Below are 25,419 nucleotides of genomic sequence, written 5' to 3'. Positions count from 1 at the left end.
CGCGCCCGCCGGGCGGACCGGGGCCGGGCGCCGGGCGGCACTGACGCCGATCGTGCTGGTGGTCGCCGGCGGCCTGTCCGTCCAGTTCGGCTCGGCCGTCGCGGCGCTCCTGATGCCGAAGGCGGGCGCGCTGGGCGTCGTCACCCTGCGGCTGGCGGTCGCCGCGCTTATCCTGCTGGTGATCTGCCGCCCGAAGCTGCGCGGCCACTCGCGTGCCGACTGGGGCACGGTGCTCGCCTTCGGCGTCGCGATGGGCGGCATGAACACGCTCTTCTACCAGGCGCTCGACCGGATCCCGCTCGGCATCGCCGTCACGCTGGAGGTGCTCGGCCCGCTGGCCCTCTCGGTGTTCGCCTCCCGCCGTCTGATCAACGTCGTGTGGGCGGGCCTCGCCCTCGTCGGCGTCGTCCTGCTGGGCGGCGGCGGCTTCGACCGCCTCGACCCGGTCGGCGCGGCGTACGCCCTGGGGGCCGGGGCGATGTGGGCGGCGTACATCGTGTTCAGCGCCCGCACCGGCCGCCGCTTCCCGCAGGCGGACGGGCTGGCGCTGGCGATGGTGGTCGCCGCCGTCCTCTCGCTGCCCCTGGGCATCATCGAGTCCGGCGCGAAGCTCACGGTCCCGTCCACCGTGGCGCTCGGCGCGGCGGTGGCGCTCCTGAGCTCGGTCCTCCCGTACACCCTGGAGCTGATGGCCCTGCGCCGGCTGCCCGCGCCCACGTTCGCCGTGATGATGAGCCTGGAACCGGCCATCGCCGCCGGCGCGGGCTTCCTGATCCTGGACCAGGCACTCTCCACGACGGACGCCCTCGCCATCGCCCTCGTCATCGGCGCCAGCATCGGCGCGGTGCGCAGCCGGTCGGGCCGGCGCCGCGAGGGGTGAGCGCCCGCCAGACGCGAGCCGCGCGCCCGGGAGCGGGCTGGGCGCGTCGGTCTCGCCCTGGCCACTGCCTTCCTGGGAGCCCCGCGCCCGGGCCGGACCCTCAGCCGTCGGCGGGCAGGATCCGGAAGGCGTTCAGTCCGGAAGTCAGTGGTGACATCGCCCGGAAGTCGCGCTGGTCCAGGGTGAAGATGCGGTCCGTCCGGTAGCGGTCGGCGAGGACCACGCCGACCGCGTCGGCCAGGTCGAGCCGCAGGTCTTCGTACTTCCGCCGGACTTCCTGGGCGGTACGCAGGTCCGCGAGCTTGAGTTCGGCGAGGCGGTACTGCCCGTCGTCCATACGGGAGTTCAACGCCTCCATCACCTGCATGGCCGCCGGGAATCCCAGGTCGCGATGGACCAGGTGATCCAGCTCGGTGACGACCAGAGGGGAGATGGCGAGCCTCTCGTTCTCCAGGATCCTGGCCGCCTTCGAGTGCTCCGCCTGGGCGGCGTCGAAAGCGGCGTAGAGGGCTGAGGTGTCGGCGACGATGATCAACGACGTGCGGCCCGTTCCTTGATGTGCTCGTACACCGAGTCGTCCATCTCGTCGGGTGTGCGGGAACGTCCGCTGTCGAAGACCGGCAGCTCCCGGCTGCGCTTCGGCCGTTCCGCGTTGTCCAGCAGCAGGGCGATGCTCCGCCGGATGAGCTCGGCCTTGCTGACGCCGGTCGCGGAGGCCTCGGCATCCAGACGCACTTCCAGTTCTTCCGGAAGGTACACGGTCGTCTTTATCATGGTGCTGATTTTACCACCCTGCCATACGTAGGGCAGGGTGGTGACGCGGTGCCGCCGTGCCCGGGGGCTGCCGGGTTCGGGCGCCTCACCAGCCGCACGGCCGGCCGAGCTCGGTGATGGAGTCGGCCAGTTCCGCCGGGCGGTTCGGCCACCCCGCCCGGTGCCAGTGCTCGATGCGCCAGGACAGTCGCCGGGGCCACAGAGGGGTGACGGGCAGGCGCTCCACCGGGACCCAGGCCGGGATGCCGCCGTAGTTGTCCAGCGACTCCGGGGGGCCGACCTCGCCCGTGGCGGTCACGGTGAAGTAGTGCTCGCGGTCCCCGCCCTTCCAGACGCGCGCCACCTCGGGCCCGACGGTCCCGGCCAGGCCGGTCTCCTCGTCGAGCTCGCGCACGACGGCCGCCTCCGGGGTCTCGCCCTCCTCGACCCCGCCGCCCGGAATCTCGTAGAACGGGGCGCCGCCCTCCTCGAAGCGGATCAGCAGCATCGCCCCGTCGCGGATGACGATCGCCCCGGCCCGTACCCGTACCGGCGGAACGGCCGAAGGGTCGTCCAGGGGCACCGGGTCCTGCGGGGCCGCGCCTCCCGCCCAGGCTTGCAGGACCGTTTCCGCGGTGCCGGCCGGCCGGATGCGCGCATGCAGGGCCTCCGCCAGGGACAGTGCGACGCGCGGTGCGTCAGCGGTCCCGGAGCGGCCGTCGGGAAAGGTGTAGTACGCGCCTTCGGTGTCGTGGCGGAGTTCCAGGATCAGCTTGTCCGCGTCGAACCGGACGGTCACCGGGTCAGTTTCGGCAGTCATCGGCGGAGGTTAACGCGCACCACGGCCGGGGCGCTGCCGGAATGCCTTCGTCCGTACGGTGCCGGGTCCTACAGTCGGCTGGTCGACCCCCGCCCGCCCGCACCCACCGGCCAGGAGGCCCGCCATGGAACCGACCGGAATCGACCCGAAGACCGGCGAACGTCAGGATCTCCTGGCCATGATCGCCGACCAGCGCACCAACTTCCTCTACACCGTCGCCGGGCTGACCGACGAGCAGGCCCGCGCCCGGTCGACGGTCAGCGAGCTGACCCTCGGCGGTCTCGTCAAGCACCTCGCGGAGATGCAGCGGAGCTGGCTGTCCGTGATCGACGGCACCGCCGCCCCCGAGGTCGGCTGGGCCGACCTCGACCCGGACGGCAACCGCATGACCGACGACGAGACCCTCGCCGGTCACCTCGACGCGTTCCGGGCGGCGGCGGAGGCCTTCGACCGGGCGGTCCGCGAGGAGCCCGATCTCGACCGGGCGATCACGTTGCCGCGGTACCCCTGGTCGCCGCCGGAGCCCCTCGTCTGGACCGTCCGCCACATCCTGCTGCACATCTTCCGCGAGATCGCCCACCACAGCGGCCACGCGGACATCGTGCGCGAGACCCTCGACGGGGCCAGCACCACCCAGCGGATGGCGCAGGCGGCGATGAACGGCGAGTGACCGGCGGGGCGGGGTGACGCGGTGGGCGTCACCCGGCCCGCCCTCCGGGCGGAAAATCATGCAAGCGTGCTTGATTGTTTCCTGGTGCGCTGCCATGCTCCTGGGCACCACACCCGGTCCCGAGGGGAGCGCACGTGTCCGCTGTCATGGCCGTGATCGACGATCTGCGCGAAGAGAGCGACGAACTCGAAGCCCTGGTCGGGGTGTTGGGCGAACCGGCCTGGCGCGGCCCGACGCCCGCCGAGCGGTGGACCGTCGCCCACCAGATCGCCCACCTCAGCTGGACCGACGAGGTCGCGCTGCTGGCGGCCACCGAGCCGGACCGGTTCGGGGACGAGGTGGCCAAGGCCCTGGCCGCCCCCGAGTCCTTCGTCGACGAGGCGGCCGACGCCCTGGTCGCCGCCCACGCCCCGGGCGCCCTGCTCGCCCGGTGGCGGGAGGGGCGGCAGCGGCTCGACGAGGTCATGAGGGAGGCCCCCGCCGGTACCCGGATCCCCTGGTACGGGCCGCCGATGAGCGTGGCGTCCATGGCGACCGCCCGGCTCATGGAGACCTGGGCGCACGGCCAGGACATCGCCGACGCCCTCGGAGCGACCCGGGCCCCCACCGCCCGGCTCCGGCATGTGGCGCGGATCGGTGTCCGGGCCCGGAACTACGCCTACGCGGTACGCGGGATCACCGCGCCCGAGGAGGAGTTCCGCGTCGAACTCCACACCCCGGACGGCGAGATGACCGCGTACGGGCCGGAGGGCGCCGACCAGCGGATCACCGGACCGCTCCTCGACTTCTGCCTGCTGGTCACCCAGCGCGCCCACCGGTCCGACCTCGCGGTCACCGCCGAGGGGCGCGACGCCGAGCAGTGGCTCTCCATCGCCCAGGCCTTCGCCGGACCGCCCGGACCGGGCCGGCTGCCCCGCGCGGAGCGCGCCGGGCGGGACGGCCACCGGTGAACGCCACACCTGAACCCGCGCCCCTCCGGATCGGCAACGCCTCCGGCTTCTACGGCGACCGCTTCGACGCGTTGCGCGAGATGCTCACCGGCGGCCCCCTCGACGTCGTCACCGGGGACTACCTCGCCGAGCTGACCATGCTCATCCTCGGCCGGAGCCGCCTCAAGGACCCGGAGAAGGGCTACGCCACCACCTTCCTCCGGCAGCTGGAGGAAGGGCTCGGCCTCGCCCACGAACGCGGGGTGAAGATCGTCGCCAACGCGGGCGGTCTCAATCCGGCAGGACTGGCCGACGCCGTAAGGAAGTTGGCGGCCAGGGTCGGGGTCCCCGTCACCGTCGCCCACGTCGAGGGCGACGGCCTGGCCGTCCCGGACGGGTTCCTCACCGCCAACGCCTACCTCGGCGGCTCCGGGATCGCCGCCTGTCTGCGGGCCGGGGCCGATGTCGTCGTCACCGGCCGGGTCACCGACGCGGCCCTGGTCACCGGACCGGCCGCCGCCCACTTCGGCTGGGGCCCGGACGACCTGGACGCGCTCGCCGGGGCCGTCGTCGCCGGGCACGTCCTGGAGTGCGGTACGCAGGCGACCGGCGGGAACTACGCCTTCTTCGGCGAGCACGACGTGCGCCGGCTCCGCCGCCCCGGCTTCCCGCTCGCCGAGATCCACGCCGACGGCTCGTCCGTCATCACCAAGCACGACGGTACGGGGGGCGTCGTCGACCTCGGCACCGTCACCGCCCAACTCCTGTATGAGACCGGGGGAGCCCGGTACGCGGGTCCCGACGTCACCGCCCGCCTCGACACCGTGACACTGACCCCGGACGGCCCGGACCGGGTCCGTATCGACGGCGTACGCGGCGAGGCCCCGCCGCCCACCCTCAAGGCCGGGCTCACCCGGCTCGGCGGCTGGCGCAACGAGGTCGTGTTCGTTCTCACCGGCCTCGGCATCGAGGCCAAGGCGGACCTCCTGAAGGACCAGTTCGCCGACGCCCTGGAGCGGGGCGTCGGGCGCCCGCCCGCCGAAGTGCGCTGGGAGCTGGCCCGTACCGACCACGCCGACGCCGACACCGAGGAGCGGGCCAGTGCGCTGCTCCGGCTCGTCGTCCGTGACCAGGACGCCGACGCGGTCGGCCGGACCGTCTCCGGGGCCGCCGTCGAGCTGGCCCTCGGCAGCTACCCCGGCTTCCACGTCACCGCCCCGCCCGGAGCGGGCTCGCCCTACGGGGTGTTCGAGGCGATCCACGTACCGGCGGGCGACGTCGATCATGCCGCAGTGCTGCCGGACGGGCACCGCGTCCTCCTAGAACCGCCTCACCTCACCCAGGAGCTGGCCGACGCCGCGGAACCGCCGCTGCCCGCCCCGTATCCCTCCGCCCCCACCCGGCGCGCCCCCCTCGGCCTGATCGCGGGCGCTCGCAGCGGCGACAAGGGCGGCGACGCCAACGTGGGCGTATGGGTGCGGGGCGACGACGCCTGGCGGTGGCTGGCGCATGAGCTGACCGTCGAACGGTTCAGGGAACTCCTTCCGGAGACCGCTGAGTTGACGGTCGTACGGCATGTCCTGCCCAACCTCCGGGCCCTGAACTTCACCGTCCACGGCCTCCTGGGCGAGGGTGTCGCCGCCCAGGCCCGGTTCGACCCGCAGGCCAAGGCGGTGGGGGAGTGGCTGCGGTCCCGTTGGCTGCCCGTTCCCGTACCGCTGCTGGAAGGCGTCCCCCTCCCGGAGGTGACCGCATGACCGTCCTGCCCACCGGGCTCGACACCAACGGCCCCGACTACGCGGCCAACCGCGCCGGCCTGCTGGCCAGGCTCGCCGAGCTGGAGACCGAGCACGCCAAGGCGCTCGCGGGCGGCGGCGAGAAGTACGTGGCCCGGCACCGGGGGCGCGGCAAGCTTCCGGCGCGGGAGCGGATCGAGCTGCTCGTCGACCCCGACACCCCGTTCCTGGAGCTGTCGCCGCTGGCGGCCTGGGGCAGCGACTATGCCGTGGGGGCCTCGCTCGTCACCGGGATCGGGGTGGTGGAGGGCGTCGAGTGCCTGATCACCGCCAACGACCCGACCGTACGCGGCGGAGCCTCGAACCCGTGGACGCTGAAGAAGGCCCTGCGCGCCAACGAGATCGCCTTCGCCAACCGGCTCCCTGCCATCAGTCTGGTGGAGTCGGGCGGGGCCGACCTGCCGTCCCAGAAGGAGATCTTCATCCCCGGCGGGGCGCTGTTCCGGGACATCACCCGGCTCTCGGCCGCCGGAATCCCCACCGTGGCCGTCGTGTTCGGCAACTCGACGGCCGGCGGCGCGTACGTGCCCGGCATGTCCGACCACACCGTGATGATCAAGGAGCGGTCCAAGGTCTTCCTCGGCGGACCACCGCTGGTGAAGATGGCCACCGGCGAGGAGAGCGACGACGAGTCCCTCGGCGGGGCCGAGATGCACGCGCGCACCTCCGGGCTCGCCGACCACTTCGCCGTCGACGAGCAGGACGCGGTCCGCCAGGCCCGGCGCATCGTCGCTCGCCTCAACTGGCGCAAGGCGCACGCCGATCCGGGCCCCGCCGAGCCGCCGAAGTACGACGAGGACGAACTGCTCGGCATCGTGCCGGGCGACCTGAAGGTCCCCTTCGACCCGCGCGAGGTCATCGCCCGGCTGGTCGACGGCTCGGACTTCGACGCGTTCAAGCCGCTGTACGGGACGAGCCTGGTCACGGGGTGGGCACGGCTGCACGGATACCCGGTCGGGATCCTCGCCAACGCGCAGGGGGTGCTGTTCAGCGAGGAGTCGCAGAAGGCGGCGCAGTTCATCCAGCTCGCCAACCAGCGCGACATCCCGCTCCTCTTCCTCCACAACACCACCGGCTACATGGTGGGCAAGGAGTACGAGCAGGGCGGCATCATCAAACACGGCGCGATGATGATCAACGCCGTCGCCAACTCGAAGGTCCCGCACCTTTCGGTCCTGATGGGCGCGTCCTACGGGGCCGGGCACTACGGCATGTGCGGCCGCGCCTACGACCCGCGCTTCCTCTTCGCCTGGCCCAGCAGCAAGTCCGCCGTCATGGGCCCGCAGCAGCTCGCCGGGGTCCTCTCCATCGTCGCCCGCGCCTCCGCCGCCGCGAAGGGGCAGCCGTACGACGACGAGGCGGACGCCGGGCTGCGGGCGATGGTGGAGCAGCAGATCGAGGCGGAGTCGCTGCCGATGTTCCTGTCCGGGCGGCTGTACGACGACGGGGTCATCGACCCGCGCGACACCCGGACCGTCCTCGGGATGTGCCTGTCCGCGATCCACACCGCACCGGTCGAGGGCGCCCGCGGCGGCTTCGGCGTCTTCCGGATGTGACCCGCACATGAGGAGAGACGTGATCGATACGCTGCTCGTCGCCAACCGGGGCGAGATTGCCTGCCGGATCTTCCGCACCTGCCGTGACCTGGGCATCAGAACGGTCGCCGTGTACTCCGACGCGGACGCCGACGCCCTGCACGTACGGGAGGCCGACCTCGCCGTACGGCTGCCGGGGTCGGCCCCCGCCGACACCTATCTGCGCGGCGACCTCGTCGTCGCCGCCGCGCTGGCCGCCGGGGCGGACGCCGTGCACCCCGGGTACGGCTTCCTCTCCGAGAACGCCGCCTTCGCCGCCGCCGTGCAGGACGCGGGTCTGCTGTGGGTGGGCCCGCCGGTGAAGGCCATCGAGCTGATGGCGTCCAAGACCCGGGCCAAGGAACTGATGGCCGGGGCCGGGGTCCCGCTGCTGGCCCCCGTGGACCCGGTGACGGCCGGGGAGGACGAGCTGCCGCTGCTGCTGAAGGCGGCGTCCGGAGGCGGCGGGCGCGGAATGCGGATCGTCCGCGAACTCGACGCACTGCCTATTGAGTTGCTGGCCGCCGCCGCCGAGGCGGCCTCGGCCTTCGGGGACGGCGAGGTCTTCGCCGAGCCGTACGTGGAGCGAGGCCGGCACGTCGAGGTCCAGGTCATGGCGGACGACCACGACACCGTGTGGGCGCTCGGCACCCGGGACTGCTCGCTCCAGCGCCGCCACCAGAAGGTCATCGAGGAGGCCCCGGCCCCCGGCCTGGACGATGCCCTGCGCACCCGGCTCCACGAGGCGGCGACGGCGGCGGCGCGGGCGGTGGGCTACCGGGGGGCGGGGACCGTGGAGTTCCTGGTCTCCGCCGAGGGGCGCCCGTACTTCCTGGAGATGAACACCCGCCTCCAGGTCGAACACCCGGTGACAGAAGCCGTGTTCGGGCTCGACCTCGTCGCCCTTCAACTGCGGGTGGCCGAGGGGGAGCCGCTGGAACCCGCGCCCCCACGGCCGTCCGGCCACGCGGTCGAGGCCCGGCTCTACGCCGAGGACCCCGCGCGCGACTGGCAGCCGCAGACCGGAGCCCTGCTCGCACTGGAGGTGCCGGACGCGCCGGGCCTGCGCCTGGACACCGGATACACCGGCGGCGGCACCATCGGCGTGCACTACGACCCGATGCTCGCCAAGGTCGTCGCCCACGCCCCGACCCGCGCCGAGGCCGTCCGGCTGCTGGCCCGCGCGCTGGAGCGGGCCCGGATCCACGGCCCGGTCACCAACCGCGAGCTGCTCGTACGGTCGTTGCGCCACCCGGACTTCGCGGCGGCGCGCCTGGACACCGGGTTCTACGACCGGCACCTGGCGGACCTGACCGCCCCGGCGGCCGGCCGGGAGCCCGCCCGGGCCGCCCTCGCCGCCGCCCTGGCACAAGCGGTACGCGCCACCACCGCCCCCGGCGGCCCCGCCCCGACCCGCTTCGGGGCCTGGCGCAACGTGCCCTCGGGGCCGCAGCTCAAGCGCTACCGCGCCGAACCCGACGGGGCCGAGCACGAGGTCGCCCACCGCACCGGGCGCACCGGCGCCCCGGAACCGTACGACGCCCCCGGCGTCCGGGTCCTGGCCTCCGCACCCGACTTCGTCACCCTCGAAGTCGACGGAGTGACCCGGCACTTCGCGGTCACGGCCGGCAGCGACGGCGACCGCGTGTACGTGGACACCGCCGACGCCTCGTACACCTTCACCGCCCTGCCCCGCTTCACCGACCCCGCCACCCACACCGCACCGGGCTCCCTGCTCGCCCCGATGCCCGGGACCGTCGTACGCCTCGCCGAGGGCCTGGCCGCCGGGGCCGCCGTCGATGCCGGGCAGCCGCTGATCTGGCTGGAGGCGATGAAGATGGAGCACCGCATCCTCGCCCCCGCCGCCGGCACCCTCACCGCCCTGCACGCCGCCCCCGGCCGCCAGGTCGAGGTCGGCGCGCTGCTCGCCGTGGTCCAGGAGGACCTGGGCGCCATCCCCGTACCGGAGGAGACCGCATGAGCACCGCCCGCACCGTCGGCACCGTCCTCGAAACCGAAGAGCACCAGGCGCTGCGCGCCGCCGTGGCCGCCCTCGGAAAGCGCTACGGGCGCGACTACATGACCACCGTCATCCGCGAGGGCTCCCACACCCACGAGCTGTGGGCGGAGGCCGCGAAGCTCGGCTACCTCGGGGTGAACCTCCCCGAGGAGTACGGCGGCGGAGGCGGCGGCATGGCTGAACTGTCTATCGTCCTGGAGGAGTTGGGCGCGGCGGGCTCCCCCCTCCTCATGATGATCGTGTCGCCCGCGATCTGCGGCACGGTCATCGCCCGCTTCGGCACGGACGAACAGAAGCGGACGTGGCTGCCGGGCCTCGCCGACGGAAGCCTCACCATGGCCTTCGGCATCACCGAACCGGACGCCGGCTCCAACTCCCACCGCATCACCACCACCGCCCGCCGCGACGGCACGGGCCCGGACGCCGACTGGCTGCTCACCGGCCGCAAGGTCTTCGTGTCCGGCGTCGACATAGCCGACGCGACGCTGATCGTCGGCCGCACGGAGGACGCCCGGTCGGGGAAGCTGAAGCCCTGCCTGTTCATCGTCCCACGCGACGCCGAAGGCTTCGGGCGGAACCGGATCGACATGGAACTCCACGCCCCCGAGAAGCAGTTCGAGCTCGTCCTGGACGACGTACGCCTCCCGGCCGACGCCCTGGTCGGCGACGAGGACGCGGGCCTCCTCCAGCTCTTCGCGGGACTCAACCCCGAGCGGATCATGACGGCCGCGTTCGGTATCGGGATGGGCCGCTTCGCCCTCGGCAAGGCCGTCGAGTACGCCCGTACCCGGCAGGTGTGGAAGGCCCCGATCGGCTCCCACCAGGCCATCGCGCACCCGCTGGCCGCCGCGCACATCGACCTGGAGCTGTCGCGCCTGATGATGCAGAAGGCGGCCAGGCTGTACGACGACGGCGACGACACCGGGGCGGGCGAGGCGGCGAACATGGCGAAGTACGCGGCGGGCGAGGCGTGCGTGAAAGCGGTCGACCAGGCCGTGCACACCCTCGGCGGCAACGGCCTGACCCGTGAGTACGGACTCGCGTCCCTGATCACCGCGTCCCGGGTGGCCCGGATCGCCCCGGTCAGCCGGGAGATGATCCTGAACTACGTCTCGCACCAGTCGCTGGGCCTGCCGAAGTCGTACTGAGTCCGCCGGAGCCGTACGGGGCCGGCCGGCGTCGTACTGAGCCCTCCCGGATCAGCTTCTTCCGTCCGACCTCTCCCCACTCCCTGCCCGCAGGGGCGATTCTGACCCTCCACACCCGCACGGCGTCCCGCGCCTCCTCCCGGGCGGCGCGGGCAGCCGCGACGACAGGGGACCGACCGCCATGGTGTTCCGCAGCGAGTACGCAGATGTACCGGCCCTCGACACGCCCATCCACGAAGCGGCCCTCGGCGAGGCCGCCGGGCTCGGTGACACCGTCGCCCTGATCGACGGAACGAACGGCACCTCCCTCACGTACGCCCAGCTCGACGGCTTCCACCGGCGCATCGCCGCCGCACTCGCCGAGGCGGGGCTCAGGAAGGGCGACGTGCTGGCCCTCCACAGCCCGAACACCATCGCCTACCCGGCGGTCTTCTACGGGGCCACCCGCGCCGGGGCCTCCGTCACCACGGTCCACCCGCTGGCCACCCCCGAGGAGTTCGCCAAGCAGCTCGCCGACAGCGGGGCGAAGTGGATCGTGACGGTCTCCCCGCTCCTGGCGAGCGCCCGCCGGGCGGCCGAACTGGCAGGCGGCATACGGGAGATCTACGTCTGCGACCAGGCGGAGGGCCACATCTCCATCCTGGACATGCTGTCCTCCACCGCCCCCGAACCGGAGATCGAGATCGACCCCGGCGAGGACGTCGCGGCGCTCCCGTACAGCTCCGGGACGACGGGCACGCCCAAGGGCGTGATGCTCACGCACCGCTCGATCGCGACCAACCTGGAGCAGCTGAGACCGCTCATCCCCATGGGCGAGGGCGACCGGATCCTGGCGGTCCTCCCCTTCTTCCACATCTACGGCCTGACGGCGCTGATGAACGCCCCGCTGCGCTGCGGCTCGACGGTGGTCGTCCTGCCCCGCTTCGACCTGGCGCAGTTCCTGGAAGCCATCCAGACGCACCGCATCACCGGCCTCTACGTGGCTCCGCCCATCGTGCTGGCCCTGGCGAAGCACCCGTTGGTGGGGGAGTACGACCTGTCCTCGCTCCAGTACATCGTCAGCGCCGCCGCCCCGCTGGACGCCGATCTGGCCGCCGCCTGTTCGGCCCGCCTGGGGCTGCCGCCGGTGCGGCAGGCGTACGGGATGACGGAGCTGTCGCCCGGCACGCACGTGGTGCCGCTCTCCGCCGAGCAGCCGCCGCCGGGCACGGTCGGCAAGCTGCTGCCGGGCACCGAGATGCGGATCGTGTCCCTGGAGGACCCGGCGAAGGACACGGAGCCGGGAGCGGACGGCGAGGTCCTCATCCGCGGCCCCCAGGTGATGAAGGGCTACCTGGGCCGCCCCGACGCCACCGCCGAGATGATCGACGTGGACGGCTGGGTGCACACGGGTGACGTGGGCCGGGTGGACGAGGACGGCTGGCTGTTCGTCGTCGACCGGGTCAAGGAGCTGATCAAGTACAAGGGCTACCAGGTGGCCCCCGCCGAGCTGGAGGCCCTGCTCCTGACCCACGAGCAGGTGGCGGACGCGGCGGTCATCGGGGTGTACGACGCCGAGGGCAACGAGGTCCCGAAGGCCTTCCTGGTCCGGGACCCGGCGGCGGACGACCTGACCACGGACGACGTGATGGCGTACGTCGCCGAGCGGGTGTCCCCGTACAAGCGGGTGCGGCAGGCCGAGTTCATCACGGCGGTGCCCCGGGCGGCATCCGGCAAGATCCTCCGGCGCGAGCTGCGCGACCGCGAGAAGACGGACTGACCGATTGACCGATTGACCGATTGACCGATTGACGGACTGACGGACTGACGGACTGTTCGGAGGAGAAGTGACCTTGATTGCCCAGTCCCGGGACCGGGGCGTGGCGACGCTGACCCTGGACTCCCCGGCCAACCGCAACGCGCTCTCGGCGGAGCTGGTGGCCGAACTCCGGGAGTCGCTGGCGGGGTGCGCGGCGGACGACACGGTACGGGCGGTGGTGCTGGCCCACACGGGGTCGACGTTCTGCGCCGGGGCGGACCTGAAGGCGCCGCCGGACCCGGAGGCGTTCGTGGGCCTGATGCGGGAGATCGTCGCCCTGCCGAAGCCGGTCGTGGCCCGGGTGGCGGGCCATGTCCGGGCGGGGGGACTGGGCCTGCTGGCGGCGTGCGACATCGCGGTGGCGGGCGAGGCGTCGTCCTTCGCCCTGACGGAGTCCCGCCTGGGCCTGGCCCCGGCGGTCATCTCCCTGACCCTGCTGCCCCGCGTGGACCGGACGGCGGCGAACCGCTACTACCTCACCGGTGAGCGGTTCGACGCGACGGAGGCGGCCAGGATCTCGCTGGTGACGGAGGCCGCCGAGGACGTGGACAAGGCGCTCGTCCCGGTCCTGGACGGCCTGCGCCGGGCCTCGCCGCAGGGGCTGGCCGCATCGAAGGAGCTGGTCACGGCTACGGTGCTGAGGAGTTTCGACCAGTACGCCGAAGACCTCATCGCCCGATCCGCCGCGTTGTTCGCCTCCGACGAGGCGAGGGAGGGGATGACGGCCTTCCTCGAACGACGGGACCCGGCATGGGTGCGGTGACCTCCTCCTCCATTTCCTCCTCCACTTCCAGCTCCACCTCCAAGGCTGCTCACGCGCCGAAGCAGGACCGCAGCCGGGCGACCCGGCAGCGGCTCCTGGAGGCGGCGGTGGCCTGCCTGGCCGAACACGGCTGGGCGGGCTCCACCGTCTCCGTCGTCGCCGAGCGCGCCGGAGTCTCGCGCGGCGCGGCCCAGCACCACTTCCCGACCCGGGAGGACCTGTTCACGGGCGCGGTGGAGTACGTCGCCGAGGAACGCTCCGCCGCCCTGCGCGCGCTCCCCGTCCAGGGCCGGGCCGAGGTGGTCGCGGCCCTGGTCGACCTCTACACCGGCCCCCTGTTCCGGGCCGCGCTCCAGCTCTGGGTCGCCGCCTCCAACGAGGACCAGCTCCGTTCGCGCGTCACGGAGCTGGAGGCGAGGGTGGGCCGGGAGACCCACCGCATCGCCGTCGAACTCCTGCGCGCCGACGAGTCCCGCCCCGGAGCCCGCGAAACGGTCCAGGGCCTGCTGGACATGGCCCGCGGCCTGGGCCTCGCCAACCTCCTCACCGACGACACCGCCCGGCGCGCGCGGGTGGTGGCCCAGTGGGCGGCGCTGGTGGAGGAGGGGCTGGGGCGATGAGGCCGGAGCCGCTCGGGGCGAGGGGCGGGAACCGTGAGGTCCGGGGTGCCGGGGTGCCCGGCTCCCTCTCACCCCGCCGGGACGGGCGTCGCCTGGTGGTAGTACATCCGCCAGGCCGTCCCGTCGGGCTGCCTGCGCCACAGTGAGCTGCGGCGGGCCCGGTTGCCGCCGATGACGGTCTCGTACGTCAGGTGCACGAGCCCGGGAACCCGGTCGGCCCCGGTCATACCGGAGCGCTCGTATCGCGGGCCGTCCGCGTCCCCGCCGCCCAGGCGGGGGAGGGCGGCGAGGGCGGCGAGCGTCTCCTCGTACGTCCACCGCCGCCCGGAAGCCCCGGCCTCGACGGACTGCGGGCCGAGCAGCGTCTCGGTGATCGGCCGGGAGAGACGTACGGCGGGGTCCAGCAGCCGTAACTTGCCGTCGATCGCCGAGCCCACCTCCGTGGTCTCCTGACCCGTCCGGCCGTGATCGCCGATGAACCCTCACCCGTCATCGCGGCGGCGGCAGGTGTTGATCAGGCTGTCGGACCGTGTCGGACGGTGTCGGCTGCGTGCTGGTGAGCGTCAGGCTGCGAGGGCTCCTGCCCAGCACCACCGTCTCGCTGCCCGCGCATCACGGTCGGACGAGTCCGAACCCAGTACGAGCGGACCGCGATGGTCAGGGCAATGCCATAGACGGCGAAGGCGACCATCCCGACCCAGCCGACCAGCAGTGCGTCGCCCGAGGTGTCGAAGTCACCGGGCCGCACCGTCACGACGCCGGTCATGGCCAGGGCCAAGTACCCGACCCCCACCACGCCGTACGGGGCGAGCGTGGCAGCGCCGAGCAGGGCCGGGGTGAGCGGAAGCCAGCGCGGCACCCGTCGGCCGCGCAGGAACATCGTCCAGCGCGGGAAGACCTGCCCCCACGGGCGGACCAGGCCCCAGAGCAGGAAGACGCCGAGCGCGGCCAGCAGCGCGGTGGGGTCCAGCCCCCAGGACTCCAGGGTGAGGAAGATCCCCGAGGCGCCGTTCCGCTTCGAGACCGCGAGCATCTCCTCGCCGGTGATCCCCGCGAACGTGCCGCCGGACGCCCAGACCAGCTTCATCGCCGCGTACGGGACGAAGGCCAGTGTCCCCGCCCAGGCCGCGAGTTGGACGAGGCGTGGTGCGGCGGACGGCGCTCGTACGGCGGTACCGGCCGGCAGCCGGTCGGACCGGGCCGTGGCCGCGAGCAGGACCGCCCCGACCGCCGCCAGGGCCTTGTTCGCGGTGGACGCCCGGCTGTCGACTCCATGGCCGAGCAGCAGCGCGATCACATCCATCAGCAGGCTGAACGCGGTGATCCCGGCCAGCCCGCAGGCGATCAGGAGCAGCACGCGCAACCATGGCCGAAGTCCGTACCGCACCACCGCGCCGCTGACCGGCGTCAGCACACCCACCGCCATGACCGCCCACCCCAGCCCGGTGGCCCCTCAGCCACTGCCGTAGCGGAGCAAGGGGGTCCCACGCAGCGCGCACGCCAGGCCGAAGCCGGCGTACAGCACCGCCCACAGCGTCGTCGCCCAGGGCACCCAGCGCGGCCATCGCTGCCACCAGGCGCTCCAGAGCGCCTTCATCGTCCATTCAGCACCGGTCATGTTCTGAACATCGCATCGGCCGCGGCGGGGTGGCGTCGGCCGCCGGAACGATCCCCCTCCCCCGCTGGGTAAGTGCCTCTGGTACCACGGCATGAGCTACATGAGCGTCAGGAAGACACGGCGGCTCGGCGGACTCACCGCGCGGAACACGGAATTCGTTGCCTTCGGGATCAGCGAGGATCGCCACCGGGCTGCGGCGCGCGCGCCCTCACCCCAACTGCCGGAACCAGTGCAGTACTTCCGCCGTGCCCCGCACATTCGACCCCAGATGCCGTGATCCCTGGAAGTCGACCGCCCCCAGATCCACCACCTTCGCCTCGACTCCGCTGCCCCGCAAGGACGCCGCGCAATGCGCCGTATTGGCGGTGGTCGCCTGCTCGTCGCCGCCCGCCATGTAGAGGCGGACCGGCACCCGGGGCGCCCAGTCGCGGCACACGCTGTCCGTCTCCCGCAGGGCGTCCGCGAGGCCGCCCCGAGGGCGGGCCAACAGGTCCAGGCCGTACGGCGTGAGCAGGTCGTCCAGCGAGCCCGGTGTGCCCTCGAAGAGCTGACGTCCGGTGTGCTCGCCGTCGAAGAGCGTTTCGACGCCGGGGTCCTGGAAGACCTCGCCGGGGCTGTCGTACACGCGATGCACGCGGTTGAAGGCGACCAGTGTGTACGCCGCGTAGATCACGCTCGACTTCGGATCCAGCTCCCCCGCGAGCAGTGCCGGGAGCTCCGCTCCTCCGAAGTCGTACGCCCCGCTGATGGGTGCGAGCGCGCCGAGCCGGAAGTACCGGTCCTCGCCCGCCTGCAGGGCCCGGCCGAGCCCCAGGGCGGCGGAGGCTCCCTGCGAGAAGCCGGTGACCAGGACCTTCCGGTCGAGTGGGTGGAAGGCGCGGGCCGCCCGGAGCAGGTCCAGGGAGGCGGTCGCCTCGGACGGCACGTGCATCCAGGGGTGCGGGCCGGGCCCCGTGCCCATGCCGAGATAGTCGGGCGCCACGGCGGCGAACCCGGCCGAGGCGTAGGTGACGGGCGGCCCGGTCAGGAAGGTGCCGCGCTGCATCGAGGGCACGTCGCTGCGATGGCTGCCGGTGCCGTGCGCGAACGACACGGTACGCAGCCGGCCTTCCCGCCCGCGCGGCAGGGCGAGCAGGCCGCTGGCCGTGGTCGGGCGCCCCTGCGGGTCGATCGTCCGGTAGGTGAGGCGGTACGCGTCCACCCCGTGCCGAGCCTGCGAGGCGTCGAAACCCGCCTTCGTCAGCTCGGCGGCGACGGCTTGGCGGGTCTTGAGCGTGTAGAGGCGTTCGGCGTGGAGCAGGGCTCCGCGGCCGCTCTGGTGCTGGGGGTGCGCGACGGGGAGTTGGGCGGGCGCTGCGATCGCACCCGTGGCCCCGGCCGCGGAGCCGATGAGCATGACGGCGCAGGCCACTGCGGTGGTGAGGCGTCGGCGGACTGGCATGAAGTTCTCCTCAAGTAGGGTCAGTGGTTGATGAGTTGACTATCCCTTCTGTGGTCGCCGGGCAGCCGGGCGACGACACCGCGCGGAGCTGAGGCACCGCCGCAGGGCGGCACCGCACGGGTCAGGGCCCGGACCGCGACGCGCGGGTCCGGGTCCTGCTGCCGCTGCAAGCCGTCCGGAGTCGGGTCCCTGGCCCACTCGGTGGTGGTCAGCAGTTCATTCGGGGCGGATCCGAGAACGGTGAGAGCAATCGACCGCCGCATTCGCCGGCGCAATTCGACCCGTGCGGACCGGCCGTGATCCGGGCCGGCCGCGATCCGGGCCGGCGGACTCTCGAATGCCTCTTGCCGGCGGGCAGGGGCTGCGCAGTGACCTGCGGCCGTGATCGCTGTCAACGGTGGCCGCACCCCTGTCCGTACCGGCTCTCGCCGGTCAGGATGACGACCTCGGCCGGAGCGCTGAGCGGCCTCGGGGAAGTGCGGCACGCCCGCCTCGCCGTCACGTGCACAGGGCGGTATCGAGGAGCGCGTCGACATGGCCGGGGCCCTGCTCGGTGGGCGCCCGGTTGGCGGTGACGGCGATCGAGGCGGCGCGGCCGTCATCGGTGGCTGCGGGGCGCGTGGCGTAGCCGGGGATATCGCCGCCGTGCCCCCACATCAGGCCACCACAGCTCAGCGGCGTACTGGTCAGCCCCAGCCCGAACCGGACGCCGGAATCCGCGAAGTCACTGTCGGCGATCTCGACGGTGGTGCGCATCTGGGCGAGCTGTGCGGGTGCGAGGAGCTTGCCGCCGAGCAGGGCGGTGAGGAAGCGGTTCAGGTCGCCGGGGGTGGAGACCAGCTGTCCGGCGGCCCATCCCCAGGAGGGATCGAGCTCCGTGACGTCCTTCAGCCGTGCACCGGGCTTCGCCGCGAAGTAGCCCTTGGGGTGGGCTTTCCGGATGCGTTCCTCGCCCACGCCGGGGAAGTAGGTGTGGCGCAGCCCGATGCGGTCGATGACCCGGTGAGTGATCTGCTCGGCCAGCGGGCGGCGGGTGACCTTCTCGATGATCAGGCCGGCCAGAATGTAGTTGGTGTTGCTGTACATCCAGCTGGTCCCGGGAGCGAAGTCCGCCTTGTGCGCGAACGCCACGTCGAGCAGGGCACGGGGCTGGACGTAGGTGTGGCGGCCCTCCCCGGCGAGGTCCTCGTCGGTCATGTAGTCGGTGTAGTTGGGCAGTCCGCTGGTGTGCTGCAGCAACTGGCGTACGGTGATGTGGTGGCCGTCGATGCCCTCGCCCCGCACCAGGTTCGGCAGGTAGTCCTCCACCGGGTCGTCGAGAGCGACCTTGCCTTCGCCGACCAGCTGGAGGACGACCGTGGCGACGAAGGTCTTGGTGTTGCTCCCCGCCCGTACCTGCCCGTCGACCGGTACCCTCGCTCCGGTCCTCAGGTCGGCCACGCCGGACGTGTAGTGACGGCTACGGCCGTCACGGCCGACGGTGGCGGCCAGAGCGGCGGGGTACCTGTCGTCGTGGACCAGACGGTCCAGCCCCTGCTGCACGACGCCACCCGGGCCGCGGCCATGAGACGCCGCGGCCGCGGGCAGCGTGCCGGCCACGGCCAGGGCGGCAGCCATCACGGCCGTCATCGCGATGCCTCGCCGCCGCCTTCGGCCTGCTGACGACGACACGGCACGAACACGCCGGACCTGATGCGGACGATCGGTCATGGAGAACCCTCCTGGTGCAACCGCTGGATGCTTCGGAAATCCCGATGCGTCCAGCCTGCGGGCTCAAGATCGTTCCATCGATCCGGGCAGCGGGCCCATGCGCGGTAGGGCTGGCCCCCTCGTCGGCAGGCCGTTCACGACGACGGCCCAGGCACCCCGCTGCCCCGGCCCCTCCGCGACCTCGAACAGCCCCGTGGTGGGGTCCGGCCGGATCGGGCAAGGCGGTTCAGCCCTGACACCGGCACGACGCGGCGCGATCAGTGCACCTGCCTAAGGGGACTTGAGCAGGTCGCGGAGGCCGGCGATATATGCCCCGACGCAGGGGGCGGCATCGGCCGGTGCCTCGGTGAGGTGGGGCGGGGTCGCCCCACCCCCACCCCCACCCCCGGTCCCGGGCCGGTGGTCGGCGCGGCACGGGCGGCAGAGCCCGTCGGGGAGGGCCTCGGGGCGACCAGGGGCGCCGCACTCGGTGCACTCCACCAGGACGCGGCGGGCGGGCGCGGGCGGGGCCTGCTCGGTGGGCAGCCGGGGCGGGATCTTGTCGGCGAGGCGGCGGCGGACGAAGCCGACCGGGGAGTCGACGCGGGCGGGCAGTCCTGCGGTGAGGGCAGCGGTCAGGTAGTCGGCGTCCACACCCCGGGCGAGCCATTCCGCCGCCTGCGCCTCCAGCGCGGCGCAGTCGTCGGCGGACAACGCCAGGCGGTGGTCGCGGCGGCCGAGTCGGGCCAGGGCGAGGTAGGCGGGGGAGTGGGGTGCCGCCTGAGCCGTACCCGGGTCCAAGTCGGGCGCGTAGGCAGCGCGCTGTTCCGGTACGGAGATGGCGGCCGGGGACTCTGCGGGCTCCGCGTGGTCCGGGGCGGCGTCCGCGTGTGGGGGCTCGGGCGTCTCCCGGACGGCTTCTCCGCGGGGAGCCTGCGGCGGTGCGGGCGGCGGCGGTGCATCGGCCGGTGCCCAGGGAGGCGGAGGGGCGGCGGCGCCGGAGGCGGCCACTTGCGCTGCGGGGCAGGTGGCCTGGGTGTTTTCGGTGGCGAGGTAGGTGTTCCACCACTCGTTGTCGCGGGCGGTGCGGGACCAGAAGGTGCGGAAGACCCAGCGGGTCTCGTCGCCGTCGCCGACGGAGCTCCGTACGCGTCGCAGGTGACCGGCGACGGACAGGGCTGTCAGGGCGGTGGAGATGGCCTGCTGTCCGTAGAGCGGGAGCTGCTTGGCCAGTTGCTTCACGCTCATCGCCGCGCCTTCGGGGAGGTGGTCGACGAACCCGGCGACATACCGCTCGCGCGTCGGCAGCAGGGCGAAGTCGTGTCGGGTACGAGGAAGTTGGTCCGGGGCGGTGCGTTCTCCGTAGCCGGGCTTGGCCATCGGGTACGCGGCGGAGTGTGCGGGGGCGTGCGGGGCGGAGCTAGGCTGCTGGGTAGCCACGGGGTCGTCTTTCTATGGGTGACGATCTTGCGGTGAGACCCCGGCCTGGTGTGCCAACACCGCGTCGGGGTCGTTTGGTTCTCGCACCGTAAGCAGTCGTGACGCTGTGCCGCAAGCCGTCACGATTAGTCATATTTCCTGGCCGTGGCGAGGGTGGGGAGGTGGGGGAGGTTTCCCCAAACCCCCTGCATCTACCCGCCGGCTAAAGAAGGCGCTCGAACCCCGGGTCCCGCATCCCGACGCCCGAAGCTTGGGCCCCGAGCTTCGGGCCGGGACACTGCCTGCGTACACCCGGACGAGTGAATCGGCTCTCCCGAAGCTCGGGCATCGGGCTCCGGGACTCGGGTCTCGAGCTTCGAGAGCGGAGTCGCGTGGTCAGGGCTACTTCATGTCCTCACCCTGGGCCGTGCGCAGCCAGTCGAGGCTGCCCTGTGCAAGGAGTTCGTCGGCCAGGCGGTTGGCGGTCTCGGTGATGAGGCGGCCTCGGCTGTTGTCGATCCACCGCTGGGCGTTCTCGTAGCCCTGGGCCTTGTACTCGATGCCCTGGAGCATGCACTCCAGCTTGTCCGCGTCCCGGGCGCAGACCGTCTCCGGCGACTCCTTCGCCTCGTACTCCGCGACCAGCTCGCGGACCGCCGAGGCCACCACCTCGGGCATGCCCGCCGTCTGGTCTGCGGTGACCTCCTGCGGGTCGCCGGCGGGCGCGTACTTCTTCCCGAGGTGGTTCACGTCCCCTGTCCGGCTCTCCTGGGTGTCGTGCCAGACGGCGAGGTAGGCGGCGCGGGCGGGGTCCGCGCCCTCCAGCTTCGCGATGATCGTGGCGATCAGCGCCGTACGCCATGAGTGCTCGGCAACGCTCTCCGGGTCACGGACCCCTGCCATCCACCAACCGGTGCGCCGGGTCTGCTTGAGCGTGCCCGCCTCGTACAGGAAGCGGCCCACCGCGGACAGGTCGTCCCCAGCCACGAACTTCTCCTCTCACGCCTCAGCGAGGCGGATCGCGTAAACAGGATGCCCTCCAGCTCCCGCTGTCCAACATCGCCGGGAACGGTGGGCGTGGCTCGTTCCCCGCTACCGCCGGGCGGCGGCGTATCCGTAAGCCCGGTCAGACGTTGTGAGGCTGCGCCTGGTGTGCGGCCGCGATCCGGTCGATCCGTGCGGCCAGGTCGAAGTCGGCTGCGGTGAGCCGGTGCCCGACGTCGTGTGTCGTGATGGCGAACCGCACATGGTCCCATCGCAGGTCGATGTCCGCGTGGTGACCGATGAGTCGTTCGACGTCTGCGACATTCACGATCAGCGCGACGCCGCCGTGGTAACGAATCGCGAACGTGCGGGTGATCGCGTCCCCTTCGCGTGCCCAGCCCGGTAGCTCGGCCAGCCTCAGAGTGATCTCCTCGTCCGGCAGTGGAGCCTTGCCCATCACTCAGTTCCCCACGGCCACCGGTGCCAGGATCTCCGCATCTCCGCAAGGTCCCGGCCGACCAGGGCATCGTGCCACGGAGCCCGGGCCCATGGCCGGGAGGATGTCCCGATGCCTGACCGTCGCCCTTAGGCTCGACGCGTGAAGACGTTCGTGTTCGACATCGGCGAGACTCTCGTCCGCGACGACCGATACTGGGGCTCCTGGGCCGACTGGCTCGGCACACCCAGGCACACTCTGTCCGCCCTTGTCGGTGCCGTGACCGCCCAGGGACTCGACAACTCCGAAGCCCTGAAGCTTGTGAAGCCGGGAATCGATATTTCGGCCGAATACGCCGCCCGTGAGGCAGCCGGACGAGGTGAATACCTTGATGAGACCGACCTGTACGAAGACGTCCGCCCCACACTTGCGAAGCTACGGGACCTCGGGATGCGTGTCGTCGTCGCGGGCAACCAGACCGTGCGCGCGGGTGAGTTGCTTCGGGCGCTCGACCTGCCCGCCGATCTCGTCGCAACCTCTGAGGAGTGGGGCTGCGCCAAGCCTTCGGCGGAATTCTTCGTAAGGGTCCTGGAGGCGTCCGGTGCCCCCGCGAGAGACACCGTGTACGTCGGCGATCACCCCGCGAACGACACGTTCCCTGCCTCCAGGGCCGGGCTCCGCACGGCACACATCCGGCGCGGCCCCTGGGGCCACCTTTGGGGCACTGACGGCCAGGTGCGCACGACTGCCGACTGGGTGATCCAGTCGCTCACGGAACTCACCGCGATCGCCGGAAAGTAGAGGATTCAGCCTCCACGACGTCATCGCGTGCGTACGGTCAGGGGGTGTCTTCCGACAGCCCGCAGGAGATCGGCGGGCGGATCGCTGCCTGCCGCCGTGCACACCGGTACACCCAAACCGCACTTGCGGCGGCCTCCCATGTGTCCTACGCCATGGTTCGCGCCATCGAGCGAGGTGCCCGCCGACCCAGCGACGAAGTACTCGAAGCGATCGCGGACGCCCTTGAGGTGGACGTCACGCGTCTGCGCACGGATCACGGCGGCACGGAGCGACGTGTCCACCGGGCGCTGCCCGCCCTGTCGGAAGCGATCGCTGGATACGACCTGGCTCTGGGCCCGCCGGCGCGTGGACCGGAAGAACTGGCGGATGAGATCACCACGGCGGTGGGCTGGCGTCTGGCCGCCCAGTACGGCCGAATCGCCACTGTCATCCCTGGTCTGCTGACCGATGCGATTCGGTACGTCCATACTGCGCCCGTTACCGAACACCAGGATGCCGCGCGGATGCTGGCCTCTGCTGCTCGCACCGCCGATGCCGTCGCCTACAAGCACGGGGCACACGACCTCTCCGCGCGCCTCATCGACCTGATGCGCTGGGCAGCCGACCGTGCTGCAGACCCCCTCGTCCAGGCGACCGCTTCGTACGTCCGGGCCGAGACGTTCTTCGCCGCCCGCGCTCACGCAGTCGGCCTGGTAGCGCTGGAGCAGGCCATCGAGGCTGCCCCGCCACCTGTCGGGCGCACGCAGGCAGCCGCTCGCGGCGCGCTCCATATGAGGGCCGCAGTGATCGCGAGTCGCGCCCAGAACGTAGGAGCGGCCGACACCCACCTGGCCCATGCCCGACAGCTGAGCGAACAAGTCGGCCGAGATGGCTGCTACCTGGGCACGGCCTTCGGGCCTGAAAGTGTCCGCATCCACGAAGTGTCCGTCGCGGTCAGCCTCGGACCTGGCCACGCCGACCGGGCTCTGCGTGCCGCTGCCGCATGGACACCGGGCATCGATCTGCCGGCCGAGCGTCGCAGCGGGTTCTACATTGAACTCGCCAGGTCTCAGGATTGGGCGGGTCGCCCCGTAGAGGCCTTCACCAGCCTTCGGATGGCACGTGCTGCGGCACCCCAGCACACGCGCGAGCATCCTTGGACGCGCGAGGTCGCCCGAAATCTACGCCGCTTCCATCGCTCCGACTCAGAGAGTTTGACGCACTTCGCCCACTGGGTTGGAGCGGTCTGAACCGTGCCTCGCTGCTACATGCCGTAGCAGTCAGACCTCATCCTGGCAGCCATGCTCTACCCGTCAGCACCAGACGGGTAGTTGAGGAGGCTGGATGAACATTCCCGTGCTCGTGGAGGAACTGCGCATCGCCCAGCCGTATGCCGGGGCGGGCCGCGCGAGGAGCAGCCGGAGCGAGAGCGACGACACCACGTACAGGACTTGGCTGGGGCACACTCAGCGCTGCCCGACCTGCCGTGCCGGAGTGTCCTGTTCGACGGCTGTGCGCTTGGGCCGGGCGTGGCGGGAGGCCCGGCGCGGATGAGGTGTTACGCGGAGGGCGACGTGCACGACTTTCCGGTCGAGGACGAGTCGGGTGCCTACTGTCCGGAGCATGGAGTGACGTTGCTGTGGCGTGGTGATCCGATCACCGCCGTCGATGGGGCCGAGGGGGCGGGTGCCGGCCTGGGCGGGTTGTCGGCCGGGCCGGACGGTCCGTACGGGGTCGTCTGTCGCAGTGTCCTGGTGTCGGGTCTGCCTGGCGCGCATGCCCTGTGCCGGCGGCCGGACTGCGCCTGCCTGTGCCACGCGTCGGCCGCTGCTCTCCGGGAAGCCGGATGAGCGTCTGCCTTTCGGCTGCGGATGTGCGTACCTGCGAGGGAGGCGTGTTGGCGTTCCCCGGTGACCGCTGTACGGCATGCCGCTCGCGGCCGGGATCTGCTGTGCCGGGAGTGCGCCGAGAGCGGTCGCCCATGCAGCGTCGGCCTCTTCCCGCCGTACGGGATCTACCGGCTGCACCGCCGCCCCGCCGATCGAACCGTTCCACAGAGCAGAGGAGATGGACGATGACGATGAGCACCGACCCCGTGCAGGCCGAGGGCGGGAAGCATGGCGGTCCTCCGTCGGACAAGCCGTGGACTCCGCCGTCGGAGCCGAAGCCGTCTCCGGACGGCAGCCGTCCCACGTTCGTTCCGCAGCCGTGAGCACGGCACCCCAGGTGTCCACCTATCCGGCGCTGGTCCAGGAGTTGGCCGACCGTGGGCTGCTTGGTGCCCGTTGGCGGCGGGTGTTCGAGGCCGTGCCGCGCAGCCGGTTCGTTCCGGCGGCTGTGTGGCGGCAGTTGCCCGACCGGTGCGAGCCGGTGGTGGGGACGGATGCGTGGCTGGCGCTGGTCAACAGCGACGAACCGGTGGTCACGCAGCTCGACGGCGGGGCCGAGGGCGGGCCCGGTGTCGCGACGTCGTCGAACTCGATGCCCTCGATGGTCGCCCGCATGCTCGGCCTGCTCGAAGTCTCGGATGGCCAAAGGGTGTTGGAGATCGGCACCGGCACCGGGTACGTTGCCGCGCTGCTCTGCGAGCGGCTCGGTGACGATCTGGTCCACAGTGTGGAGCTGGATCCGGTCGTGGCCCGGCAGGCGGGGGAGGCTCTGGCGCAGGCCGGGTACCGGCCGCGTCTGCGGGTCGGGGACGGTGAGCGGCCGTGGCCCGGCCTGGGGCTGGTGGACCGGCTGATCGCCACGTGCGCGGTGCGGTACGTCCCGTACGGGCTGCTGCGGCAGGTCCGGCCCGGCGGGGTCGTCGTGGCCCCGCTGGCCCGGGAGTTCTGGTCGGGTGCGCTGGTCCAGCTCCGTGTCCAGGGCGACGGTACGGCGGTGGGGCCGTTCCGCGGCGGGGCCACGTACATGCCGATGCGCTCCCATCGCGTACCCGACCTCCACGACGTGCGGGGCAAGGGGCGGGCCCGCGCGGCGGGCCTGGATCCCGCCCGGCTCCTCGACCTCGGGTTCGCGTTGTACGCGGGGGCGCGGTTGCCCGGCGTGCGGCTCATCCACCAGGACACCGCCGAAGGTGTCCAGGTGTGGGTGACCCGTGAGGGCGGGGGTGCTGCGACGGCTGCCACGGGGGAGGGGGTGTGGCAGTACGGGCCCGGGTTTCTGTGGGAGGAGATCGAGCAGGTCTGGTGGGAGTACGAGTCGGTGGGGCGGCCCGACGCCGAGCAGTTCGGGCTGACCGTGACCGACCGGGGACAGCAGGTATGGCTCCGCGACCC

At 72.2% G+C, this 25,419-nt stretch carries 25 protein-coding genes; 14 read left to right on the top strand and 11 right to left on the bottom strand.

Going from position 1 to position 25,419, the window contains the following annotated elements; translation table 11 throughout:
* Window positions 1–880, top strand: an 880-nt coding sequence (locus tag B9S58_RS13465) for a DMT family transporter (RefSeq protein ID WP_103532356.1), incomplete at its 5' end; no start/stop codon positions are given.
* Between the two features lie 100 nt (window positions 881–980).
* On the opposite strand, the gene B9S58_RS13460 is transcribed toward B9S58_RS13465, so the two are convergent.
* From B9S58_RS13460 to B9S58_RS13450, 3 genes are all read right to left on the bottom strand, one after another.
* A complete protein-coding gene (locus tag B9S58_RS13460; RefSeq protein ID WP_103532354.1) occupies window positions 981–1,415 on the bottom strand; it encodes a type II toxin-antitoxin system VapC family toxin in 435 nt (144 codons plus the stop codon).
* Window positions 1,412–1,654 carry a CopG family transcriptional regulator gene (locus B9S58_RS13455; protein ID WP_103532353.1) on the bottom strand — a complete coding sequence of 81 codons (243 nt, stop codon included), beginning with the start codon at window positions 1,652–1,654 and terminating at the stop codon, window positions 1,412–1,414. The genes B9S58_RS13460 and B9S58_RS13455 overlap by 4 nt, the downstream gene beginning before the upstream one ends.
* An 85-nt stretch (window positions 1,655–1,739) precedes the next feature.
* Entirely contained in the window at window positions 1,740–2,453 is a 714-nt protein-coding gene (locus B9S58_RS13450) for an NUDIX domain-containing protein (RefSeq protein WP_103532352.1), read from the bottom strand.
* Between the two features lie 124 nt (window positions 2,454–2,577).
* Between B9S58_RS13450 and B9S58_RS13445 the strand changes: the two genes are divergently transcribed.
* The 9 genes from B9S58_RS13445 to B9S58_RS13405 all read left to right on the top strand — a co-directional run bounded on the left by B9S58_RS13445 (window position 2,578) and on the right by B9S58_RS13405 (window position 13,771).
* Entirely contained in the window at window positions 2,578–3,123 is a 546-nt protein-coding gene (locus B9S58_RS13445; RefSeq protein ID WP_103532351.1) for a DinB family protein, read from the top strand.
* A 134-nt stretch (window positions 3,124–3,257) separates the two neighbouring features.
* On the top strand, window positions 3,258–4,073 hold the full coding sequence (locus tag B9S58_RS13440; RefSeq protein ID WP_103532350.1) for a TIGR03084 family metal-binding protein: 816 nt from the start codon (window positions 3,258–3,260) through the stop codon (window positions 4,071–4,073).
* Window positions 4,070–5,809 carry an acyclic terpene utilization AtuA family protein gene (locus B9S58_RS13435; protein ID WP_103532349.1) on the top strand — a complete coding sequence of 580 codons (1,740 nt, stop codon included), beginning with the start codon at window positions 4,070–4,072 and terminating at the stop codon, window positions 5,807–5,809. Before B9S58_RS13440 ends, B9S58_RS13435 begins: the two co-directional genes overlap by 4 nt.
* Window positions 5,806–7,404 (top strand): acyl-CoA carboxylase subunit beta, encoded by a 1,599-nt coding sequence (locus tag B9S58_RS13430; protein WP_103532348.1) that lies wholly within the window; start codon window positions 5,806–5,808, stop codon window positions 7,402–7,404. The genes B9S58_RS13435 and B9S58_RS13430 overlap by 4 nt, the downstream gene beginning before the upstream one ends.
* Window positions 7,405–7,411: 7 nt before the next feature.
* Window positions 7,412–9,403, top strand: coding sequence for a biotin carboxylase N-terminal domain-containing protein (locus B9S58_RS13425; RefSeq protein WP_181009297.1), 1,992 nt, complete (start codon window positions 7,412–7,414; stop codon window positions 9,401–9,403).
* A complete protein-coding gene (locus B9S58_RS13420; protein ID WP_103532346.1) occupies window positions 9,400–10,590 on the top strand; it encodes an acyl-CoA dehydrogenase family protein in 1,191 nt (396 codons plus the stop codon). The genes B9S58_RS13425 and B9S58_RS13420 overlap by 4 nt, the downstream gene beginning before the upstream one ends.
* A 181-nt stretch (window positions 10,591–10,771) precedes the next feature.
* Complete coding sequence (locus tag B9S58_RS13415; RefSeq protein WP_103532345.1) at window positions 10,772–12,349, top strand: 4-coumarate--CoA ligase family protein; 1,578 nt, start codon at window positions 10,772–10,774, stop codon at window positions 12,347–12,349.
* Between the two features lie 67 nt (window positions 12,350–12,416).
* Window positions 12,417–13,151, top strand: a complete 735-nt coding sequence (locus tag B9S58_RS13410; protein WP_103532344.1) for an enoyl-CoA hydratase family protein — start codon at window positions 12,417–12,419, stop codon at window positions 13,149–13,151.
* Complete coding sequence (locus tag B9S58_RS13405) at window positions 13,139–13,771, top strand: TetR/AcrR family transcriptional regulator (protein ID WP_103532343.1); 633 nt, start codon at window positions 13,139–13,141, stop codon at window positions 13,769–13,771. Before B9S58_RS13410 ends, B9S58_RS13405 begins: the two co-directional genes overlap by 13 nt.
* A 68-nt stretch (window positions 13,772–13,839) precedes the next feature.
* Here B9S58_RS13405 and B9S58_RS13400 read toward each other — a convergent pair whose 3' ends face one another.
* From B9S58_RS13400 to B9S58_RS13370, 8 genes are all read right to left on the bottom strand, one after another.
* The gene (locus tag B9S58_RS13400; RefSeq protein ID WP_103532342.1) at window positions 13,840–14,208 is read right to left on the bottom strand and encodes a DUF4440 domain-containing protein; all 369 of its coding nucleotides are present in this window, start codon (window positions 14,206–14,208) and stop codon (window positions 13,840–13,842) included.
* 77 nt (window positions 14,209–14,285) lie between these two features.
* Window positions 14,286–15,197: a hypothetical protein gene (locus B9S58_RS13395; protein ID WP_258044465.1), complete on the bottom strand. Its 912-nt coding sequence runs from the start codon at window positions 15,195–15,197 to the stop codon at window positions 14,286–14,288.
* Between the two features lie 27 nt (window positions 15,198–15,224).
* On the bottom strand, window positions 15,225–15,389 hold the full coding sequence (locus tag B9S58_RS39025) for a hypothetical protein (RefSeq protein WP_258044464.1): 165 nt from the start codon (window positions 15,387–15,389) through the stop codon (window positions 15,225–15,227).
* Window positions 15,390–15,597: 208 nt separating this feature from the next.
* A complete protein-coding gene (locus tag B9S58_RS13390; protein WP_103532341.1) occupies window positions 15,598–16,830 on the bottom strand; it encodes an alpha/beta fold hydrolase in 1,233 nt (410 codons plus the stop codon).
* A gap of 498 nt (window positions 16,831–17,328) precedes the next feature.
* Window positions 17,329–18,447: a serine hydrolase gene (locus B9S58_RS13385; RefSeq protein WP_258044463.1), complete on the bottom strand. Its 1,119-nt coding sequence runs from the start codon at window positions 18,445–18,447 to the stop codon at window positions 17,329–17,331.
* A gap of 363 nt (window positions 18,448–18,810) precedes the next feature.
* Complete coding sequence (locus B9S58_RS13380; RefSeq protein ID WP_374935672.1) at window positions 18,811–19,959, bottom strand: MarR family transcriptional regulator; 1,149 nt, start codon at window positions 19,957–19,959, stop codon at window positions 18,811–18,813.
* 381 nt (window positions 19,960–20,340) lie between these two features.
* Window positions 20,341–20,925, bottom strand: a complete 585-nt coding sequence (locus tag B9S58_RS13375) for an HD family hydrolase (protein ID WP_103532338.1) — start codon at window positions 20,923–20,925, stop codon at window positions 20,341–20,343.
* Window positions 20,926–21,064: 139 nt separating this feature from the next.
* A complete protein-coding gene (locus tag B9S58_RS13370) occupies window positions 21,065–21,379 on the bottom strand; it encodes a 4a-hydroxytetrahydrobiopterin dehydratase (RefSeq protein WP_181009296.1) in 315 nt (104 codons plus the stop codon).
* A 141-nt stretch (window positions 21,380–21,520) separates the two neighbouring features.
* Here B9S58_RS13370 and B9S58_RS13365 point away from each other — a divergent pair, with 141 nt between their 5' ends.
* From B9S58_RS13365 to B9S58_RS13345, 4 genes are all read left to right on the top strand, one after another.
* Window positions 21,521–22,159 carry an HAD family hydrolase gene (locus tag B9S58_RS13365; RefSeq protein WP_103532336.1) on the top strand — a complete coding sequence of 213 codons (639 nt, stop codon included), beginning with the start codon at window positions 21,521–21,523 and terminating at the stop codon, window positions 22,157–22,159.
* A gap of 44 nt (window positions 22,160–22,203) precedes the next feature.
* The gene (locus tag B9S58_RS13360) at window positions 22,204–23,388 is read left to right on the top strand and encodes a helix-turn-helix domain-containing protein (RefSeq protein ID WP_103532335.1); all 1,185 of its coding nucleotides are present in this window, start codon (window positions 22,204–22,206) and stop codon (window positions 23,386–23,388) included.
* Between the two features lie 94 nt (window positions 23,389–23,482).
* Complete coding sequence (locus tag B9S58_RS13355) at window positions 23,483–23,692, top strand: hypothetical protein (RefSeq protein WP_103532334.1); 210 nt, start codon at window positions 23,483–23,485, stop codon at window positions 23,690–23,692.
* Window positions 23,693–24,346: 654 nt separating this feature from the next.
* Window positions 24,347–25,419, top strand: a 1,073-nt coding sequence (locus B9S58_RS13345) for a methyltransferase domain-containing protein (protein ID WP_258044462.1), incomplete at its 3' end; no start/stop codon positions are given.

This window comes from Streptomyces sp. SM11, assembly GCF_002910905.1.
Classification (GTDB): domain Bacteria; phylum Actinomycetota; class Actinomycetes; order Streptomycetales; family Streptomycetaceae; genus Streptomyces.
Note: the sequence above shows the minus strand (reverse complement) of the source record. Positions and strands in the feature narration are given on the sequence as shown.